The 19,331-nt window shown below is 71.2% G+C and carries 19 protein-coding genes; 6 read left to right on the forward strand and 13 right to left on the reverse strand.

Features of this window, described 5'->3' with window-relative positions:
• Position 1 precedes the first annotated feature (1 nt).
• A complete protein-coding gene (locus tag ACZ7PG_RS08070) occupies positions 2-1,459 on the reverse strand; it encodes a hypothetical protein (protein ID WP_470239008.1) in 1,458 nt (485 codons plus the stop codon).
• A gap of 86 nt (positions 1,460-1,545) precedes the next feature.
• Here ACZ7PG_RS08070 and ACZ7PG_RS08075 point away from each other — a divergent pair, with 86 nt between their 5' ends.
• From ACZ7PG_RS08075 to ACZ7PG_RS08085, 3 genes are all read left to right on the forward strand, one after another.
• Positions 1,546-1,983, forward strand: a complete 438-nt coding sequence (locus tag ACZ7PG_RS08075) for a PPOX class F420-dependent oxidoreductase (RefSeq protein ID WP_470238364.1) — start codon at positions 1,546-1,548, stop codon at positions 1,981-1,983.
• 40 nt (positions 1,984-2,023) lie between these two features.
• Positions 2,024-2,863, forward strand: a complete 840-nt coding sequence (locus ACZ7PG_RS08080) for a coproporphyrinogen III oxidase (RefSeq protein WP_470238365.1) — start codon at positions 2,024-2,026, stop codon at positions 2,861-2,863.
• A gap of 218 nt (positions 2,864-3,081) precedes the next feature.
• The gene (locus tag ACZ7PG_RS08085; RefSeq protein ID WP_470238366.1) at positions 3,082-5,649 is read left to right on the forward strand and encodes a PQQ-dependent sugar dehydrogenase; all 2,568 of its coding nucleotides are present in this window, start codon (positions 3,082-3,084) and stop codon (positions 5,647-5,649) included.
• A 54-nt stretch (positions 5,650-5,703) separates the two neighbouring features.
• Here the strand turns inward: ACZ7PG_RS08085 and ACZ7PG_RS08090 are convergent, their stop codons facing one another.
• A complete protein-coding gene (locus tag ACZ7PG_RS08090; RefSeq protein WP_470238367.1) occupies positions 5,704-6,072 on the reverse strand; it encodes a hypothetical protein in 369 nt (122 codons plus the stop codon).
• A gap of 169 nt (positions 6,073-6,241) precedes the next feature.
• The gene (locus ACZ7PG_RS08095) at positions 6,242-6,850 is read right to left on the reverse strand and encodes a TetR/AcrR family transcriptional regulator (RefSeq protein WP_470238368.1); all 609 of its coding nucleotides are present in this window, start codon (positions 6,848-6,850) and stop codon (positions 6,242-6,244) included.
• 70 nt (positions 6,851-6,920) lie between these two features.
• Here ACZ7PG_RS08095 and ACZ7PG_RS08100 point away from each other — a divergent pair, with 70 nt between their 5' ends.
• Positions 6,921-7,781: a sterol desaturase family protein gene (locus ACZ7PG_RS08100; protein WP_470238369.1), complete on the forward strand. Its 861-nt coding sequence runs from the start codon at positions 6,921-6,923 to the stop codon at positions 7,779-7,781.
• Position 7,782: 1 nt separating this feature from the next.
• Here ACZ7PG_RS08100 and ACZ7PG_RS08105 read toward each other — a convergent pair whose 3' ends face one another.
• The 5 genes from ACZ7PG_RS08105 to uvrC form a co-directional block, all read right to left on the reverse strand.
• Entirely contained in the window at positions 7,783-8,784 is a 1,002-nt protein-coding gene (locus ACZ7PG_RS08105) for a glucosyl-3-phosphoglycerate synthase (protein ID WP_470238370.1), read from the reverse strand.
• A gap of 229 nt (positions 8,785-9,013) precedes the next feature.
• Positions 9,014-10,009 carry a DNA-binding protein WhiA gene (gene whiA, locus ACZ7PG_RS08110; protein WP_470238371.1) on the reverse strand — a complete coding sequence of 332 codons (996 nt, stop codon included), beginning with the start codon at positions 10,007-10,009 and terminating at the stop codon, positions 9,014-9,016.
• Positions 10,009-10,995 carry a gluconeogenesis factor YvcK family protein gene (locus ACZ7PG_RS08115; protein ID WP_470239009.1) on the reverse strand — a complete coding sequence of 329 codons (987 nt, stop codon included), beginning with the start codon at positions 10,993-10,995 and terminating at the stop codon, positions 10,009-10,011. Before ACZ7PG_RS08115 ends, whiA begins: the two co-directional genes overlap by 1 nt.
• A 1-nt stretch (position 10,996) precedes the next feature.
• Positions 10,997-11,854, reverse strand: coding sequence for an RNase adapter RapZ (rapZ, locus tag ACZ7PG_RS08120; RefSeq protein ID WP_003101350.1), 858 nt, complete (start codon positions 11,852-11,854; stop codon positions 10,997-10,999).
• Between the two features lie 42 nt (positions 11,855-11,896).
• Positions 11,897-13,858: an excinuclease ABC subunit UvrC gene (uvrC, locus tag ACZ7PG_RS08125; protein ID WP_470238372.1), complete on the reverse strand. Its 1,962-nt coding sequence runs from the start codon at positions 13,856-13,858 to the stop codon at positions 11,897-11,899.
• Positions 13,859-14,024: 166 nt separating this feature from the next.
• Between uvrC and ACZ7PG_RS08130 the strand changes: the two genes are divergently transcribed.
• Together ACZ7PG_RS08130 and ACZ7PG_RS08135 are read left to right on the forward strand one after the other, a co-directional pair.
• Positions 14,025-14,747 carry a S1 family peptidase gene (locus ACZ7PG_RS08130; protein WP_470238373.1) on the forward strand — a complete coding sequence of 241 codons (723 nt, stop codon included), beginning with the start codon at positions 14,025-14,027 and terminating at the stop codon, positions 14,745-14,747.
• Between the two features lie 71 nt (positions 14,748-14,818).
• Entirely contained in the window at positions 14,819-15,595 is a 777-nt protein-coding gene (locus ACZ7PG_RS08135) for an exodeoxyribonuclease III (protein ID WP_470238374.1), read from the forward strand.
• A gap of 12 nt (positions 15,596-15,607) precedes the next feature.
• On the opposite strand, the gene ACZ7PG_RS08140 is transcribed toward ACZ7PG_RS08135, so the two are convergent.
• The 5 genes from ACZ7PG_RS08140 to rpe form a co-directional block, all read right to left on the reverse strand.
• Complete coding sequence (locus ACZ7PG_RS08140; protein WP_470238375.1) at positions 15,608-16,051, reverse strand: PH domain-containing protein; 444 nt, start codon at positions 16,049-16,051, stop codon at positions 15,608-15,610.
• A complete protein-coding gene (gene ribH, locus ACZ7PG_RS08145) occupies positions 16,048-16,554 on the reverse strand; it encodes a 6,7-dimethyl-8-ribityllumazine synthase (RefSeq protein WP_470238376.1) in 507 nt (168 codons plus the stop codon). The genes ACZ7PG_RS08140 and ribH overlap by 4 nt, the downstream gene beginning before the upstream one ends.
• The gene (locus tag ACZ7PG_RS08150) at positions 16,551-17,879 is read right to left on the reverse strand and encodes a bifunctional 3,4-dihydroxy-2-butanone-4-phosphate synthase/GTP cyclohydrolase II (RefSeq protein ID WP_470238377.1); all 1,329 of its coding nucleotides are present in this window, start codon (positions 17,877-17,879) and stop codon (positions 16,551-16,553) included. Before ACZ7PG_RS08150 ends, ribH begins: the two co-directional genes overlap by 4 nt.
• The gene (locus ACZ7PG_RS08155) at positions 17,876-18,505 is read right to left on the reverse strand and encodes a riboflavin synthase (protein WP_470238378.1); all 630 of its coding nucleotides are present in this window, start codon (positions 18,503-18,505) and stop codon (positions 17,876-17,878) included. Before ACZ7PG_RS08155 ends, ACZ7PG_RS08150 begins: the two co-directional genes overlap by 4 nt.
• A gap of 79 nt (positions 18,506-18,584) precedes the next feature.
• Positions 18,585-19,256, reverse strand: a complete 672-nt coding sequence (gene rpe, locus ACZ7PG_RS08160) for a ribulose-phosphate 3-epimerase (protein ID WP_470239010.1) — start codon at positions 19,254-19,256, stop codon at positions 18,585-18,587.
• Positions 19,257-19,331: the final 75 nt, after the last annotated feature.

Here is a 19,331-nt window from a genome sequence, read left to right on the forward strand (position 1 = left end):
GTCAGGCGACCTCCTCGTTCTCTTCTTCGTCGGCGCGCTCGACGGCGGCGGTGGACAGGAGCAGGTCGGCGCCGCCGAAGTCCGGGTCGTCGAGCAGGGTGCCGTCGTCGACGGCCAGCAGGACCTGCCGGTCGCCCTGGCGCCGGGCCGCGCCGACCCCGGGACTGTAGGCGTGCACCGCGCGCAGCGCGACCAGGGCGGCGAGCCCGGGCTGGCGGCTGCGGCGGGCCTCGTCGAGCAGGCCGGACAGGCGCCGCGGCACCTCGGGCAGGTCGAGCAGCTCGTCGGCCCGGCGCCAGACGTCGTCGCCGAACTTGTCGGTGATGTCGGCGGGCATGAGTTCCGGCTCGGGGATCTCGCCGACGAGCTGGTCGCGTTCGGGCGCGGGACGCAGGAGCAGCGAAACCAGGGACGACAGCGACGGCACGACCGGCGGGGAAATGCCCGCGACGGCGTGGAAGAAGTGCTCGACCGGCGCGACGGCGTCGGCCAGCGGCAGCCCGAGCGTCGGCACCAGGAGCTGGCCGAACAGGTCGAGCGTCGCCCGCTGGGGCGGGCCGGAGAACTGCTGGCGGTCCTGCTCGGCGCGGAACACCGCGCCCGCGTCGGCCAGCCGGGACTGCAGCCGGGTGTGCCGGCGGATGCAGTCGCCGACGATGTCGACGAGCTCGGCCGCGCGGCGCTTGCGGTCGAGGTCCTCGGTCTCGTCGCGGGCGGTGGTGATGTTCTTGAGGATGGCGTTCTCGGCGCGGAAGCGGGCCTCGATGTGGGACAGCGCGCTGTCGAGCAGCTCCGGGACCTCGCGCTCCCAGTCGACCGACCGGACGTCGCGGCGGGTCGCGTCGAGCTTCGCGCGCAGCGTCTCGCCGTACTGGACGGTCCGGTAGCGGGCCTGCTCGGCGGCCAGCTTGGCGTCGGCGAGACGACCGCGCGCGATGAGGTTCTCGAGCTTGACCTCGGCGGCGATCTGCGCCGACTCGACGTCGGTGTCCAGCGCGCCGACCAGGACGTTGATGGCCTCGTCGGTGGCACGCAGGTAGACCTCGCCGTCGCGGGCGGCCAGCTCGACGAGCAGCTTGAAGTCGAACTGGCGCCGCTGGTAGCCGCCCGGGCCCATCGAGCCGTAGACGCGCCGGAAGCCGCGGTCGGTGGTGCCGACGTTGATCAGGTTGTCGAGGACCCACTTGGCCACGCGGACGTGCTCCTCGGGCATCCGCGACGGCGCCTGGGCCGCGATGAACGGCAGCAGCCGGTCGATGACCTCGTCGTGGCCGGCGCCGGTGTCGAAGTCCATCGCGATGGTGACCTGGTCGATCGTGTGCAGCGCGATCTCGGCCATCTGGTAGATCGTGGCGTCGGCCCAGTCGAGCTTCGCCTTCCGCGCGTCCAGGTCGTGCAACGGCGCGGTGCAGGCCAGCGCCTTGAGGCGGCGCGTCAGCCCCTCGTCGGCCAGACCCATCGCGGCCCTGTCGTCGTCTCGCACAGCAGGCCAGGCTAGTCGGCCACCCTCTGCACACGCTCGGGTGACGGGCTAACGTCCCTCTCATGCGTGAGATGAGCCGTTCAGAGTGGTGGAAGTTCGCGTCCGAAGGCACCCGGACGGGCAAGCTCGGCCTGGTCCGGGCCAACGGCGCCGCGATCGTCACCCCGATCTGGTTCCTGCTGGACGAGACCCCCGACGGCGACGAGCTGGTCTTCACCACCGGCACCGACACCCTCAAGGGCAAGGCGATCGCCCGCGACCCGCGGATCTCCCTGGTCGTCGACGACCAGGAACCGCCGTACTCCTACATCCAGTTCACCGCCGAGGCGCGCCTGACCCACGACTACGACGAGATGCTCGACTGGGCGACCAGGCTGGGCGGCCGGTACATGGGCGCCGAGCGGGCCGAGGAGTACGGCAAGCGCAACGCCGTCCCCGAGGAGTCGCTGGTCCGGGCGAAGATCACCAAGGTGATCGCGCGGGCCGAGATCGCCGGCTGACCTCGTTTTCGCGGTATCCTCGCCCGCGGGGGTGGGGGTCATGCTTTCGGGTGAGGACAGCAGACGCGACGCCGTCAAGGCGATCATGAGCTCCGGCCGGCGCGAGCTGGTCGCGGAGCTGGAACGCCTCGACGGCGGGGCGCGGTTCGGCCGGGGCCGGACGGGCCTGCTGGAAGACGGCGACGTCTTCGAGCGCGCCGGGATCTGCGTGACGACCGCCGACGACGGTGGGTTCTTCACCAGCGGGCTGTCGGTCGTGATCCACCCGCGCAACCCGTACGTCCCCGCGTTCCAGGCGCACTTCCGGTACTGCGAGTCCGGGGACACCTGGTGGTTCGGCGGCACCGTGGAGCTCCTTCCCTGCTACGGCTACGCCGAGGACGCGGCGCACTTCCACCGCGTGCTCCGGCAGCACTGCGACTCGCTCGACCCGGCGTTCCACGCGCAGGCGAAGCGCACCGCCGACGACCGGTTCCGGCTGCCGCACCGCGACGAGCCGCACGGGCTCGGCGGCATCGCCTTCGACCACCTGCGCCCGTCCGGTCCGCACGGCTGGCGGCGCGCGGCCGCGTTCACGGCGGCGGGCATCGCGACGATCGCGCCCGCGTACCTCCCGATCGTGCGACGGCGGCGAGACCTGCCGCACGGGGCACGTGAGCGGCAGTGGCAGCTCCACCGGCGTGGCCGGTATGTCGAAGCCGCGCTCTTCCGCGCCGCGTCCGCCGCGCGGGCCGACGCCGAGGCGATCCTGCTGGCGCTGCCGCCGCTGGCGCGGTGGGAGTCCGGGTTCACGCCGGAACCGGGGAGCGCCGAGGCCGAACTGGCCTCCTTCCTCGAACCGCGCGACTGGGCGGGCGAGAACGCCGCGGTCGCGAGCTGACGGCACTCCGCCGTCCGGGCACACGCACCGCTGAGCGGGAAACCCTTCTTGACCAAGGGTGAGCGCCCATGTCGAGTATTGACACGGCCCGCTCGGAGGGTGTGAGATCTGCCCTATAGATAGGAAACTTTCCTAACTATTAGGTCCAGTTCCGGTGGTCCGCCGACCAGTTCCGCCCCGGTCACCCCCTGTCCCCCGACCCACGCAGGAGGCTCCCAGTGGCACCCCGTCCACCGTGGCGCGTGGTACTGGCCGGTACCGCCGTCGCGGCGCTCGGCCTCACCGCGCTCAGTCCGGTAAGCGCTTTCGCAGCCGCCGCAACGGACTACGAGTCCGAGAACGCCGTCATCTCCCAAGGCGTCGTCGAATCGAACCACGCCGGCTACTCCGGCACCGGGTTCGTCAACTTCGACAACGTCGTCGGCAGTTATGTCGAATACTCCGTGAACGCCGCGCAGGCGGGCACGCACACCCTGACCTTCCGCTACGCCAACGGAACCGCCGACAACCGGCCGGTGAAGCTGATCGTCGACGGCGGCGACAAGGGCACCGTCGACTTCCCCGGCACCGGCGCGTGGACGACGTGGAAGACCGTCACCGCGAGCGTCCAGCTGACCGCGGGTGTCAACAAGATCCGCACCACCGCGACCACCGCCAACGGCGGCCCGAACGCGGACAAGCTCACCGACACGTTCACCGCGCCGAGCGACAGCGAACCGCCGTCGCCGCCGTCGAACCTGCAGGCGAGCAACGTCCTGCCCACCGCGGCGACGTTCTCCTGGACCGCCGCGACCGACAACGTCGGCGTCGTGCGGTACGAGATCAACCGCGGCGGCAACATCCTCAAGACCGTCGACGGCACCACGACGTCGGCGACGGTCACCAACCTGACCCCGAACACCGCCTACGACATCTCGGTCGGCGCGTTCGACGCCGCGGGCAACCCGTCGCAGCAGAGCAACGTGGTCACCTTCACCACGCCGCCGAGCGACGACACCACCCCGCCGACAGTGCCGGGCAACCTGCGCTCCACCGGCGTCACCGCGAACAGCGTTTCCCTGGCGTGGAACGCTTCCACCGACAACGGCGGCACGGTCGCCGGCTACGACGTCTTCCAGGGCGCCACGAAGGTCGCGACCACGACGTCGCTCGGGACGACCGTGACGAACCTGAACCCGAGCACCTCCTACACCTTCACGGTCAAGGCGCGCGACCCCGACGGCAACAGCTCCGCGGCGAGCAACGCGGTCACCGCCAAGACGAGCGCGCCGGGCGGCGCCGGGGGCATCCCGGAGTACGACAAGGACATCGCGAAGGTCGACCTCGGCTGGGCGGTGGACTTCCTGCCGAACGGCAACGCGCTGGTGACCGAGCGGGACCGGTTCGAGATCCTGCTGGTGACGCCGTCCGGCCAGAAGACGACGCTGGGCAAGGTGCCGGGCGCGGTCGGGACCAACGGCGAAGGCGGCCTGCTGGGCCTGGCGATCTCGCCGAACTGGGCGAGCGACCACGCGGTCTACGTCTACCACACGGCCTCCGGGGACAACCGGATCGTGAAGATGACCTACGACGGCACCACGCTGTCCTCGACGTCGACGCCGGTGCTGACCGGGATCGCGAAGAACCGCTACCACAACGGCGGCCGCATCAAGTTCGGCCCGGACGGCAAGCTGTACGCCACCGTCGGCGACGCGAAGAACAGTGACAACGCGCAGAACAAGAGCTCGCTCAACGGCAAGATCCTGCGGCTGAACCCCGACGGCTCGGCGCCGACCGACAACCCGTTCTACGCCACCGGCGGCAACGCGCGGTACGTCTGGAGCTACGGCCACCGCAACCCGCAGGGCCTGGCCTGGGACTCCCGCGGCCAGCTGTGGGCGGCGGAGTTCGGCGAGAGCAGCCTGGACGAGCTCAACCTGATCCAGAAGGGCGGCAACTTCGGCTGGCCGAGCTGCGAAGGCACGCAGGGCAGCTGCAGCGGTTTCATCGCCCCGAAGAAGACCTGGCCGACGTCCCAGGCCGGGCCGAGCGGGATCGAGATCGTCAACGACTGGATCTACATCGCCGGCGTCACCGGCGAGCAGATGTTCGCCACGCAGATCAACGCGGCGGGCACGGGCATCGGCACGGTGTCGACGCTGTTCTCCGGCCGCTGGGGCCGGCTGCGCTCGGTCACCAAGACGCCGGACGGCGGGCTGTGGCTGACGTCGACGAACAACGACAAGAACGGCGGCACGCCGTCGGTGCTGGACAACGTGATCGTCCGGCTGAAGTTCCCGGGCGGCTCGACGCCGGGTGACTTCAAGCTGACCAGCTCGGCGTTCGCCGACAACGCCACGATCCCGGACAAGTACACCTGCGCCGGCGACGGCACGGCGGGCCAGGACCCGTCGCCGCCGCTCGCGTGGGGCGCGTCCACCGGCGCGAAAGCCTACGCCGTCGTGTTCGCCGACGTCGCCAACAGCGGCAACAAGCTGCACTGGGCGATCTGGGACATCCCGGCGTCGGCTCGCTCGCTGCCGGAGGGTCTCGGGGCGGGCTACACCGTGCCGGACCAGGGTGGCGCGAAGCAGAAGGCCATGGGCAGCGGGGCGAACGCGCAGAAGTTCTTCGGCCCCTGCCCGGGCGGGTCCAGCCACCCGTACACGTTCACGCTCTACGCCCTGAACACCGCGACCGTCCCCGGCCTGAGCTCGTCTTCGACGATGGCCCAGGTCGAAACAGCGGTCAAGGGCGCCTCGACCGGCAGCGTCGTCCTGCGCGGCAAGTCCAGCGCGGCTGCCTGAAAGCCGCGGCAGGGGTGACCGGAGCGGCGCCGGTCACCCCTGCCGCGCTCACCCCTACCCCTGCTCGGCGAGGCTCCGCAGGTGGGCGTCGACGTCGAAGCCGTGCTCCTCCAGCCGCCGCCGGGCCAGCAGGAGCTCGTCGGGCGTGAACAGGTCGGCGTACTCCCCGCGGAGCATCGTCGCCTCGGAGCTGCGGCCGAGCTGGTTCTTCTCCCAGAGCACGGTGAACCCGCCCGCGGTCCCGGCGCCGCGCAGCAGCAGCCTGGCCGCTTCGACGCCGCCGTGCTCGCGCACCATCCGCTCGAACTGGGCCGGCCGGTACCCGTAATCCTTCGCCAGGACGCGGCAGCCGTCGAGCAGGTCCTCGGTGAACCGCGCGGCGAGGCGGGGATCGTCCGGGACGGAAGCGGCTGGTTCGGGCATGGGACACCTCTCGACGGGATGGCTTCCCTGATTAATCGCGAACGGGAGCGGTTTCGCTACGCCGTTCGGGAAGCCAATCTTCGAATGCCACGCTCCGTGTCCTGATTAACGGACAAAGAAGACGTACCAGACTACCATCGAACCGTGATCTGTCCTTTGTGGACAGATTTCACCAGCCGAACAACCCTTCCATGATTCGCGCGCAGCGGGCCGTCATCGCCGCCGAATCTTCGTCCGGGCGGTCGATCCACCAGCTGATCAGCGAATCGACCACGCCCGTCCACACCTGTGCGATCGCCTCGATGTCGACCGGGTCGGCCAGGCCGCGCGACGTCATCAGCTGTGTCGCGCCGAGCAGGGCGAACGCGTCCAGGCGGCGCCGGTAGTCCGCCGCCGCGGTCGCGATGCCGCCCGTCGCCGGGACGGTCGCGTCGCGCAGGAGGCGCCACGCGTAGCGGTCGTGGTCGAACGTCGTGAAGATCGCCGAGAGCACCTTCAGCGGCATCCGCTCGGGGTCGCCGCCGGCCGCCATGGTCGTCGCGACGCCCTCGGTCAGCCGGTCGCCCGCGCGGTGCAGGCAGGCCAGGTAGAGCCCGTCCTTCGAGCCGAAGTACTGGTACAGCAACGGCTTCGTGACCCCGACCCGGCGCGCGATCTCGACCATCGACGCGCCCGCGTAGCCCGCGCGGCCGAACTCCTCGGTGCCGGCCACGACGAGCTGGGCCTCGCGCTCTTCGCGGGGCATCCCCTTGGTCCCGACCGCCCTTGACTCCGTCACGCCGGAGAGCCTACCGTGCGTAAAGTGACTTCAGGGTAAGTTACCGTCAGGTCAGATCAAAGGAGGCAGCGTGGCCGAGTTCCTGGCGCACCTGCGCGACCCCGTGCTGTTCGCGACCCCGGTGTTCCTGCTGTTCGTGGCGATCGAAGTCGTCGCGGTGCACGTGCTCGGCCACGACGACAACGTCATCGGCTACAGCCCGGCCGACACCCGCACGAGCATGCTGATGGGCACCGTCGCGGTCGGCGTCAACGCGCTGTTCCGGCTGGTGATGCTCTTCGTGTTCGCCGCGCTGTTCGAGCTCGCGCCGGTCCAGCTCGACCCGCGCGACTGGTGGACGTGGGTGCTCATGCTGCTCGGCCAGGAGCTGGTCTTCTACGCCTACCACCGCGCCAGCCACCGCGTGCGGCTGCTGTGGGCCGGGCACCAGGTGCACCACTCCAGCGAGCACTACAACTTCTCGACGGCGCTGCGCCAGAAGTGGACGCCGTACTTCCAGCTGCCGTTCTGGTCGGTGCTGGCGCTGTGCGGGATCCCGCCGTGGATGATCCTGACCGGCCTGTCGATCGACCTCGTCTACCAGTTCTTCGTGCACACCGAGAAGGTCGAGAAGCTGCCGCGCTGGTTCGAGTACGTCTTCAACACGCCGTCACACCACCGCGTCCACCACGGCAGCGACGCCGAGTACCTGGACGCCAACTACGGCGGCATCCTCATCATCTGGGACCGGCTGTTCCGCAGTTTTGTGCCCGAGGGCAAGCGGCCGACCTACGGGCTGACGAAGAACATCAACACGTACAACCTGCTCAAGGTCGGCTTCCACGAGTACGGCTCGATCCTGCGCGACCTCCGCGGGGCCCGGACGTGGCGCGAGCGCGCCGGCTACGTGCTCGGCCCGCCCGGGTGGCAACCCGCGCGCGTGCCCGCCTGACCTACGCCGTTTCCCGCAGCGCGTGCGCCGGCAGGCTGTCGAGCGGCGGCCGCTGCGGGGACGTCAGGTCGGTCAGGACGAGCTCACGCTCGACGCCATCGGCCGACGTCCCGCGCCGGAACTGCGCGAGCAGCGTCGCCGGCGGGACCGCCGTGACCAGGCGGTCGTAGCGTTCCAGGCGGTCGAAGAGCGTCTGCATGATCTGCCCGGACATCCGGCCCAGCGCCTGCGTGCTCTGGTGCCGGTGCACGCGGTGGCCGAGGTCGACCTGGGCGAGCGCGTCGAGGCCACGCAGCTCCAGCAGGTCGATGAGGTGCCCGATCTCGACGCCGTAGTTGACGACGAACGGGATGCTCTCCAGCACCTCGCGGCGACCCGCGTACTCACCGGCGAGGGGCTGCACGAACCCGGCCAGCTCCGGCCAGAACATGTTGAGCAGCGGCCGGGCGACGAGCTCGGTGACGCGGCCGCCGCCTTCCGGTTCGCTGCCCGCCGCGCCGTTCAGCGGGCGGTGGTAGAAGCCCTTGACGTAGGCCACCGACGGGTCGGTCAGCAGCGGGCCGAGCAGACCGGTGACGTAGTCGGTCGTGAAGTCGTAGAGGTCACCGTCGACGAAGACGACGAGATCGCCGGTCGTCGCGGCGACGCCCTTCCAGAGCGCTTCACCCTTGCCCGGCAGGCCGTCCAGCTCCGGGAAGACGTCGTCCTGCGCGACGACGCGGGCCCCGGCCGCGGTGGCGACTTCGGCGGTGGCGTCGGTGGAGTGGCTGTCGACGACGAGGATCTCGTCGACGAGCACGCCGTGGAGCTCTTCGCGGATGGCGGTGACGATCGCCCCGACGGTGGCTTCCTCGTCCCGGGCCGGGATGACCACGGAGACGGTGGTACCGCGCTTGGCCGCGGCCAGCTCGGCGATCGTCCAGTCGGCCACCTTGCTGCTGCGCCGGGCGAGCCAGGTGCCGACCTCCGGCGTCACCTGCAGCCGCGCGTTGCTCTTGCGCATGCTTTCCCCTTCCCTCGTTCGGCCTATCCCTCCCCGAGGTTCGAGGTCCCGCGTTTCGGCGGTCGCGCCGTGGTGCTACCGGGATGTTACGAAGTGGCGGGTCCGGTTAACCCCGCGCGCCGACGAGGACCGGCGGTTCCGTGTGGACGTCGTCGCCACCAAGCGGCGCCGCAGGCGGCCTGGCGGGCGCGGCACGAGGCCGGCTGCCCGAACCACGACCGCGGACCGGTCAGGCCTCGTCGTCTTCTTCCAGCATCTCCGGCGTGACCGCCGACTCCGTGTCCGGGATGTTCAGGTCCTTGGCGCGCTTGTCCGCCATCGCCAGCAGGCGGCGGATGCGCCCCGCCACCGCGTCCTTCGTCATCTGCGGGTCCGACAGCTGGCCCAGCTCCTCCAGGGACGCCTGCCGGTTGGACAGCCGGAGCTTGCCCGCCGCCAGCAGGTGATCGGGCGCCGTGTCGCCGAGGATCTCCAGTGCCCGCTCCACGCGGGCCGCCGCCGCCACCGCCGCGCGGGCCGAACGGCGCAGGTTCGCGTCGTCGAAGTTCGCCAGGCGGTTCGCCGTCGCTCGCACCTCGCGGCGCATGCGGCGCTCCTCCCACTGCAGGACGCTCGTGTGCGCGCCCAGGCGGGTCAGGAGCGCGCCGATCGCGTCGCCGTCGCGGACCACCACGCGGTCCGCGCCGCGGACCTCGCGGGACTTCGCCTGGATGCCCATCCGGCGCGCCGCGCCGACGAGCGCCAGCGCCGCCTCCGGACCCGGGCACGTCACCTCGAGAGACGACGAGCGGCCCGGTTCCGTCAGCGAACCGTGGGCGAGGAACGCGCCCCGCCACGCCGCTTCCGCGTCGGCCACTCCCCCGGACACCACGGCCGCGGGCAGTCCGCGCACCGGGCGGCCGCGCTGGTCGATCAGCCCGGTCTGCCGGGCCAGGCCCTCACCGTCCTTGACCACGCGCACGACGTACCGGGTGCCCTTGCGCAGCCCGCCGCTGGCGGTGATGACGTGGACGTCGGAATGGTGGCCGTACAGCTCGTGGATCTCCTTGCGCAGCCGTCGCGCGACCGAGCCCGTGTCCAGCTCCGCCTCCACGACCACCCGGCCGGCCACGATGTGCAGCCCGCCGGCGAAGCGAAGCAGCGACGCGACCTCCGCCCGGCGCGGCCCGACCTTCGTGATCTCCAGCCGGCTCAGCTCGTCCTTCACCGCGGCGGTCATCGCCATTACTGCCCCTCCCTGCCTTTCGCTCCTCCCCCGTGCTCCCCGCCGAGACCGAGAGCCTCCCGCATGCACAACGCGAGCGCATCAGGATCATGCCGTCCCGCCACTTCCGGGTCGCCCACCGCCCCCAGGTGCGCGCGACCGCCGAGCCGTTCCGCCGCGCGCCGGAGATTCGCCGGGTCGGGCACGGAATCGCGGTCCGCGATCACGGCGTCGACCCGCAGATCGGGCGCGTGCTCGAAGAGTACGTCCAGGTGCCGCTCCGGCGAGAACCCCGCGGTTTCCCCCGGCTGGGGGACAAGGTTGAGCACGAGCACCTTCGTCGCGGTGGTTTTCACGAGCGCGTCGTGCAGGCCCGGCACGAGCAGGTGAGGGAGAACACTGGTGAACCAGGAGCCCGGCCCGAGGAAGACGACGTCGGCGCTCAGCACCGCCTCCACCGCTTCCTCGCACGCCTGCGGCGGTCGCCCCGAGCGGCCGGGCGAGTGCAGGCTGACGCGCTGCACCTGCCCCGGCGTCGAGGCCACCGCGACCTGCCCGCGGATCGTGCGCAACGCCTCCGGGTCCTCGCTGTCGAGCCCGCTGACCTGCCCCACGATCTCCAGCGGCTCCGGCGACATCGGCAGGACCCGGCCCGAGACGCCCATCAGCCGGCAGGCTTCGTCGAGCGCCGCGACCGGGTCGCCGAGCACCTCGAACAGCCCGGCCAGCAGCAGGTTGCCCACCGCGTGCCCGGCCAGTGCGCCGTCACCGCCGAAGCGGTGCTGGAACACCTCGGCCCAGAGCGTGCCGCCGTCTTCGGCGGCGAACGCGGCGAAGGCCTGCCGGAGGTCGCCCGGCGGCAGCAGCCCGAGCTCGCGCCGCAGCCGGCCGGACGATCCGCCGTCGTCGGCCACGGTCACGATCGCGGTCACGTCGGGGGTCACCCGCCGCACCGCGGACAACGTGGCGTGCAGTCCGTGGCCGCCCCCGAGGGCGACCGCCCGCACGTTATTCACGACCAAGGTCGCGGTGCACCACCTTCACGGCCATGCCGTCCTCTTTGGACAGACGCTGGGCGAGCTCCACGGACAGCGCGACGCTGCGGTGCTTGCCGCCGGTGCAGCCGACGGCGAGCGTCAGGTACCGCTTGCCCTCGCGCTTGTACCCGGCACCGATCAGCCGCAGCAGCTGGTGGTAGCGGTCGAGGAACTCCTCGGCGCCCTCCTGCGAGAGGACGTAGTTGCGGACCTCGCCGTCGAGGCCCGTGTGTTCGCGCAGCTCCGGGATCCAGAACGGGTTCGGCAGGAACCGGACGTCCATCACCAGGTCGGCGTCCATCGGCAGGCCGTACTTGTAGCCGAACGACAGCACGGTGACCCGGGTCTGGGTGCTCGCCTCGGAGCCGAACGCGTCCTCGATCTTGGCGCGCAGGTCGTGCACCGACAGCGACGACGTGTCGAGCACCAGGTCGGCCTCTTCGCGCAGCGGCTCCAGCAGCGTCCGCTCCGCGGTGATGCCGTCGGCGAGCCGGCCGTCACCCTGCATCGGGTGCCCGCGGCGGACCGCTTCGAAGCGCCGCACCAGCACCGCGTCGGTCGCCTCCAGGAACAGCACGCGCGGCTTGTAGCCCCGCGCGTCCAGGTCCTTGATGACCGAGGCCAGGTCGTCGGTGAACGCGCGCGAGCGCACGTCCATGACGACCGCCACCTTCGTGATCGCGCCGCGCGCCTGCGCGCCCAGCTCGACCATGGTGGCGATCAGCTCCGGGGGGAGGTTGTCGACGACGAACCAGCCCAGGTCCTCCAGGCACTTGGCCGCCGTGCTGCGGCCCGCCCCGGACAACCCGGACACGACCGCGACCTCCATGCCGGAACCGCGGATCTCCTCTTGCGCACTCACTGTGTTTCCCTACTCCCCTGCTTGCGTGCCGTTGCTCGCGCCGGACTCCCCGGCCAGCGCGGCGACCACGGCCTCCGCGGTGCGCCTGCCGAAGCCGGGCACCGCCTCGATCTCTTCGATCCTGGCCTGCTTGAGCTTCTTCACCGAGCCGAAGTGCTTGATCAGGGCGGTACGGCGAGCCTGCCCCAGCCCGGGCACACTGTCCAATTCGGACGTCTGCAGCCGCTTGGAGCGCTTCTCGCGGTGGTAGGTGATGGCGAACCGGTGGGCCTCGTCACGCAGCCGCTGGAGCAGGTACAGCCCCTCCGACGTCCGCGGCAGGATGACCGGGTCGGGGTCGGCGGGCAGCCACACCTCTTCGAGCCGCTTCGCCAGCCCCACCACGGAGATGTCGGTGATGCCGAGCTCGGCCAGCACGTCCGCGGCCGCGGTGGCCTGCGGGCCCGCGCCGTCGACGACCAGCAGGTTCGGCGGGTAGGCGAACTTCTTCGGCCGGCCGGTCTCGGGGTCGAGGCCCGGCTTCGACGAGTCCGTCTCCTCCGCGGTTTCCTTCAGGTAGCGGTAGAACCGGCGGCGCACGACTTCGGCGATCGACGCGACGTCACCCTCTTCGGCCGCTTCGCGCAGCGCGAAGCGCCGGTACTCGGACTTGCGCGCGAGCCCGTCCTCGAAGACGACGAGCGACGCCACGACGTCGCTGCCCTGGATGTGGCTGATGTCGATGCACTCGATGCGCAGCGGCGCGGAGTCGAGGGCGAGGAACTCCTGCAGCTCGGTGAGCGCCGCCGAGCGCGCCGTGAGGTCGCCGGCGCGGCGCAGCTTGTGCTGGGTGAACGCCTCCCCCGCGTTGCGCTGCACGGTCTCGGCGAGGGCCTTCTTGTCGCCGCGCTGCGGCACCCGCAGCTGGACCCGCGAGCCCCGCAGCCCGGTCAGCCACTCCGCGACCGCGTCGGCGTCCGCGGGCAGCTCCGGCACCAGCACCTCGCGCGGGACGACCGGCCCGGCGTCGACGTCGTCGCGGGCGTCCAGGTCGGCCTCGTCGCCGTAGAACTGCGTGAGGAAGTGGTCGACCAGCGCCGGGACGTCCATCTCCTCGGCCTTGTCGATCACCCAGCCGCGCTGGCCGCGGACCCGGCCGCCGCGCACGTGGAAGACCTGGACCGCGGCTTCGAGGTCGTCGTGGGCGAACGCGACGACGTCGGCGTCCGTGCCGTCGCCGAGCACCACGGCCTGCTTCTCCATGGCCCGGCGGAGCGCGCCGAGGTCGTCGCGCAGGCGGGCGGCGCGCTCGAACTCGAGCTCTTCGGAGGCGGCGGCCATCTCGGCTTCCAGCCGCTTGATCATGACGTCGGTCTTGCCGGCGAGGAAGTCGCAGAAGTCCTCGACGATGTCGCGGTGCTCGCCGGCCGAGACGCGGCCGACGCACGGCGCCGAGCACTTGTCGATGTAGCCGAGCAGGCAGGGCCGCCCGATCTGGCCGTGCCGCCGGAACACCCCGGCGGAGCAGGTGCGCGCCGGGAAGACGCGCAGCAGCAGGTCGAGGGTCTCGCGGATGGCCCACGCGTGCGCGTACGGCCCGAAGTACCGGACGCCCTTCTTGCGGGCGCCGCGGTAGACGTGCAGGCGGGGGAACTCCTCGGCCAGCGTCACCGCGAGCATCGGGTAGCTCTTGTCGTCGCGGTAGCGGACGTTGAACCGCGGGTCGAACTCCTTGATCCAGTTGTACTCGAGCTGCAGCGCCTCGACCTCGGTGCCGACGACGGTCCACTCGACGCTCGCGGCGGTCGTGACCATCTGCCGCGTGCGCGGGTGCAGGCCGGAGAGGTCGGCGAAGTAGGAGTTCAGCCTGCTGCGCAGGCTTTTCGCCTTGCCGACGTAGATGACCCGCTTGGTCGCGTCGCGGAACTTGTACACGCCAGGGGCCTCCGGGATGCTTCCCGGAGCGGGTCGGTAGGTGGTCGGGTCAGCCACACGTCACAGAGTATTTGGCGGCACCGACAGTTCTCGCACGCCCCCGGCCCGCCCGCCGGAAGTAGGGTGTTCGTCCGGTTCAGACTTTGGTGGGTGTCCCCCTCGGTGACGCGGTGGTTACTTTCCGACCGGCCCGATCGGGGCCCCGTCCGAAAGGATCACCTCCGTGAGCTCTCTTCGTTTCCTCGGCGCCGCGTGCACGGCCGCCGTCGCGCTGACCCTCGCGGGTGGCGCCGTCGCTTCCGCCGGCGTCCAGCCGAACATCGTCGGCGGCACCACCGCCCCCACTGTGTCGTGGGGCGCCCAGGTGTACGTGAACACCCCCGGCCGTGACTTCCAGGGCTTCAACTGCTCGGGCACGGTGATCGCCGCCCGCTGGGTCATGACGGCGGTGCACTGCCTCGACCAGGACGGCTCGGGCATGCACGTCAAGGTCGGCAGCAACACGCTGTTCTCCGGCACGCAGATCGCGGTCGACGGGAAGTACGAGTCCCCCAACGGCGACATCGCGCTGCTGCACCTCGCGTCGGCCACCAGCGCCGGGCCGATCTCGCTGGGCAGCGCGGACCCGTCGACGGGCAGCACCAACCAGCTCTACGGCTGGGGCCGCACGACCCCGACCGGCCCGCCGGCGTCGGCACTGAAGACGGCGAACGTCCAGGTCACCGGCCGGTCGTCGGACGCGTACGGCGGCCGCGCGATCCAGAGCGTCGGGATCAACGGGTCGGCGTGGAAGGGCGACTCGGGCGGCCCCCAGCTGTCGGGCGGCGTCCAGGTCGGCGTCGCGTCGACGGTCCAGAACCAGAGCGGCACGAACACGCGCGGCACGAACAACTACGCGAGCGTGGCGTCGAGCCGCTCCTGGATCCGGACGACCGCCGGGGTCTGATCTCTCTTGTTCCGGGGCGGCGCTTCGGCTCCGCCCCGGAACTGTCGGTGGGGTGTGCGAAACTCGCGGGCATGCGGATCGCCACCTGGAACGTGAACTCCATTCTCCCCCGCTTGCCTCGCGTGCTGGAGTTCCTGGAGCAGTCGGCGCCGGACGTGCTGTGCCTGCAGGAGCTGAAGAGGCCGACGGACAAGTTCCCTTTTGCCGAGGTCGAAGCGCTCGGCTACGAGGTGGCGGCGTACGGGCTCGGGCAGTGGAACGGCGTCGGGATCGTGTCCCGGGTGGGGCTGTCGGACGTGGTGCGCGGGCTGCCGGGCGAGCCGCAGTTCGACGGAGCGTCGGAGGCGCGCGCCATCGGGGCAAGTTGCGGCGGCGTGCGGGTGTGGTCGGTGTACGTGCCCAACGGGCGTGAGCCGGACAACCCGCACTACGCGTACAAGCTGGAGTGGCTGGAGGCCTTGCGGGCGCTGGTGGCTACGGAGGTGTCTGCCGGGCCGTTCGCGGTGCTCGGGGACTTCAACGTGGCGCCCACGGATGCCGATGTGTGGGACATCGCGGTGTTCGCGGAGTCGACACACGTGACTCCCCCGGAACGCGAGGCCCTGGCGCACCTGCGGAAGCTGGGGCTGTCGGACGTGTTCCCGCGGCCGTTGAAGTACGACCATCCCTTCACCTACTGGGACTACCGGGCGGGGAACTTCCCGAACAACAAGGGGATGCGGATCGATCTCGTCTACGGGAACGAGGGGTTCACGTCGGCGGTGACGGATTCCTATGTGGACCGGAACATGCGGAAGGGGAAGGGGCCTTCGGACCACGCGCCGATCGTGGTGGACCTGGACCTCTGACGCCCGGGCCCGTCAGCCGCCGGTAGCGGCGCGGTGCAGCTTTCGCAACGCCCGCACCGCTTCCACCGCCCGGTCCCGGTCCACCGCCTGCACCGCCATCACCGCGTGGTACTCGTCGTCCGGCAGCTCCAACCGCGCCCACGACGCGCCGTCCGGGAAGCTCACCGAAAGCACCTCGCTCCAAGCGAACCGCCGGGTGATCACCACGTTCCGGACCTCGATGCCCTCTTCGTCCGCGCGCACCCGGGCGATCGCGAACAGCATCACGCCGCACGCCAACAGGATGCCGATGCCGATCATCGCCGCCTGGTCGGAGCGCTGGAAGTGGACTCCCGTGTTGCCGTTGCGCAGCAACACCGCCACCACCACGAACACCGCCAGCAGCGCCACCGCCAGCACGCTGCACACGATCAGCGCGCGCCGGGGGCGGACCACCAGGAGAGTCTTCACGCTCACACGAAACCCCGCTCGGTCCACGGCTGGCGGAGGCTCCGCAGCACGTGGGCCGTGTCCAGGGCCGCCACCGTCGCCTCGTAGCCCTTGTCTTCCTTCGCGCCCGGGCGCCCCGACCGGTCGACCGCCTGCTCGTGCGTGTCGCACGTCAGGACGCCGTTGCCCACCGGGGTGCTCTCGTCCAGTGCCACCCGGGTCAGGCCCGCCGTCACCGCGTCGCACACGTACTCGAAGTGCGGGGTGCCGCCGCGGATGACCACGCCCAGCGCGACCACCGCGTCGTGGTTGCGGGCCAGCGCCTGCACCACCACCGGGAGCTCGACCGCGCCCGCGACGTGGACCACCGTCGGCTCGTCCTCCAGCTCCGCCTCGCGGGCCGCCGCCAGCGCGCGCTCCAGCAGGACGTCGGTGATGTCCGCGTTCCACTTCGTCGCCACGATGCCGAGCTTCAAGGACTTGCAGCCGGTCAGGTCCAGCGAAACCTCGGGACGGCCTTCGCCGCTCACAGCGTTCCTCCGTCGGGGTGCTCGGGGCCCGCGCCCACCTGGTCGTAGTGCTCCAGCTGGGCCAGGTCGTGCCCCATCCGGTCGCGCTTGGTCCGCAGGTAGCGCAGGTTCTCCGGGTTCGGCGAGATCGGCAGCGGCACCCGCCCGGTGACGCGCAGGCCGTAGCCCTCGAGGCCGATCCGCTTGGCCGGGTTGTTCGACAGCAGCCGCATCGTGCGGACACCCAGGTCGCACAGGATCTGCGCGCCGGTGCCGTAGTCGCGGGCGTCGGCCGGGACGCCGAGGGCGAGGTTCGCGTCCACCGTGTCGGCGCCGTCGTCCTGCAGCTGGTAGGCCTGCAGCTTGTGCAGCAGGCCGATGCCGCGACCTTCGTGGCCGCGGATGTAGAGCACGACGCCGCGGCCTTCGGCGGCCACCGCTTCCAGCGCCGCCTCCAGCTGCGGGCCGCAGTCGCAGCGCAGCGAGCCGAAGACGTCGCCGGTCAGGCACTCGGAGTGGACGCGCACCAGGATGTCCTGGCCGTCGCCGATCTCGCCGTAGACGAACGCGACGTGCTCGATGCCGTCCAGCAGCGAGTCATATCCGACCGCGCGGAACGTGCCCGCGGCCAGCGGGATGCGCGCTTCGGCGACGCGCTCGACCTGCTTCTCGGTGCGACGGCGGTAGGCGATCAGGTCGGCGATGGTGATGATCGCCAGGTCGTGGTCGGCGGCGAACACCTCGAGCTCGTCGCGGCGCGCCATGTCGCCTTCGTCCTTCTGCGACACGATTTCGCACAGCACGCCCGCCGGCGCGAGCCCGGCCATCCGGGCCAGGTCGACCGACGCCTCGGTGTGCCCGGGGCGCCGCAGTACGCCACCGCTCTTGGCCCGCAGCGGCACGACGTGCCCGGGACGGCGGAAGTCCTTCGCCGTCGACTTCGGGTCGCCCAGCAGGCGGATCGTGTGCGCGCGGTCGGCGGCCGAGATGCCGGTGCTGATGCCCTCGGCGGCGTCGACCGTGACGCTGTACGCGGTGCCCCGCGCGTCCTGGTTCGTGTGGTACATCGGTGGCAGGTCCAGCCGGTCGGCCTCGGCCTCGGTCAGCGCCACGCAGACGTAGCCCGAGGTGTAGCGGACCATGAACGCCAGCAGCTCCGGCGTCGCCTTTTCCGCCGCGAAGATGAGGTCGCCCTCGTTCTCGCGGTCCTCGTCGTCGACCACGACGACCGGACGGCCCGCCGCGATGTCGGAAATCGCCCGCTCGATGGCGTCGGCGTCGAACACCGCCCCCGTGCCGCAGGGCGTCCAGCCCGCCTCGGGCTCCGCCGCACTCGATTCACTCATGACCGCTCCTCCGTGCCGCCGTCCCGATTCTGCACCTGGTCGCGGATGTGTGCCTCGGCCAGCTTTTCCACGTACTTCGCGACCACGTCGACCTCGAGGTTCACCAGGTCGCCGGCCTCGCGGCCGCCGAGGGTGGTCACCTCGAGGGTGGTCGGGATCAGCGCGACCTTGAACTGCTCGTCGGTGACCGCCGCGACGGTCAGGGAGATCCCGTCGACCGCGATCGACCCCTTTTCGACGACGTACCGGGCCAGGTGCCCCGGCAGCGCGAAGGTCGTGACGCCGGTTTCGTCGCGGGAGAGGAACACGCCCGTCCCGTCGACGTGCCCCTGCATGATGTGCCCGCCGAGCCGGCCGCCGGCCGGGGTGGCGCGTTCCAGGTTGACCCGGTCGCCGGTCGCGACCTTGGCCAGGCTCGAGCGCTGCAGCGTCTCGTTCACGACGTCGACGGTGAACTCGCCGTCGCTCACCTCGACGACCGTGAGGCACACGCCGCTGACCGCGATCGAGTCGCCGTGCCCGGCATCGCTGGTGACCAGCGGGCCGCGCACGCGCAGCCGTGCCGCGTTGGTCAGCTGTTCGACCGCGGTGACCTCGCCGATCTCCTCGACTATGCCGGTGAACACGTCCGCTGCCTCCTAGTGAGCCGGTTCTCCCATCCAACACCCGACGCGGCCCCGGGGCTTCCCCGGTGCCACCCCTGGATCAGCCGGCCCGGCCGCGCGCCGCCTGCTCGCGCAGCGCGGCGACCGCTTTGCCCGGATCACCGGCGTCGTAGACGGCGGACCCGGCGACGAAGCAGTCGACGCCCGCTTCGGCGGCCTGCTCGATGGTCTCGGCGTTGATCCCGCCGTCGATCTCGACGACAAGCTTCAGGTGCCCGGTGTCGACGAGCCGCCGCGCGGTGCGCACCTTCTCCAGGACGTCGGCGATGAACGACTGCCCGCCGAAGCCCGGCTCGACCGACATGACCAGCAGCGTGTCGTAGTGCTTGAGCACGTCGAGCCACGGTTCGAGCGCGGTGCCCGGCTTGATCGACAGGCCGGCCCTGGCCCCGGCGGCGCGCAGGTTCTTGGCCAGCGCGACGGGGTCCTTCGCGGCTTCGGCGTGCACGGTGACGTTGTAGGCGCCGGCCTCGGCGTACCCGGTCGCCCAGCGGTCCGGGTCGTCGATCATCAGGTGGCAGTCGATCGGCAGGTCGGTGCTCTTGAGCAGCGCCTTGACCACGGGCAGGCCGAGGGTCAGGTTGGGCACGAAGTGCGCGTCCATGACGTCGACGTGGACCCAGTCGGCGCGGGCCTCGCCGGTGCCGGCGACGGCGGCGATCTCCTCGCCGAGCCGGGCGAAGTCCGCGGACAGGATGCTGGGGGCGATCAGGGGTCGGTCAGCCACGTCCCGAGTGTAGGAGGCCGGTGCTAACGGTCGCTAACCGGTTGTGACCAGAATCTGGCT

This window comes from Amycolatopsis sp. NPDC114504, from assembly GCF_055633595.1.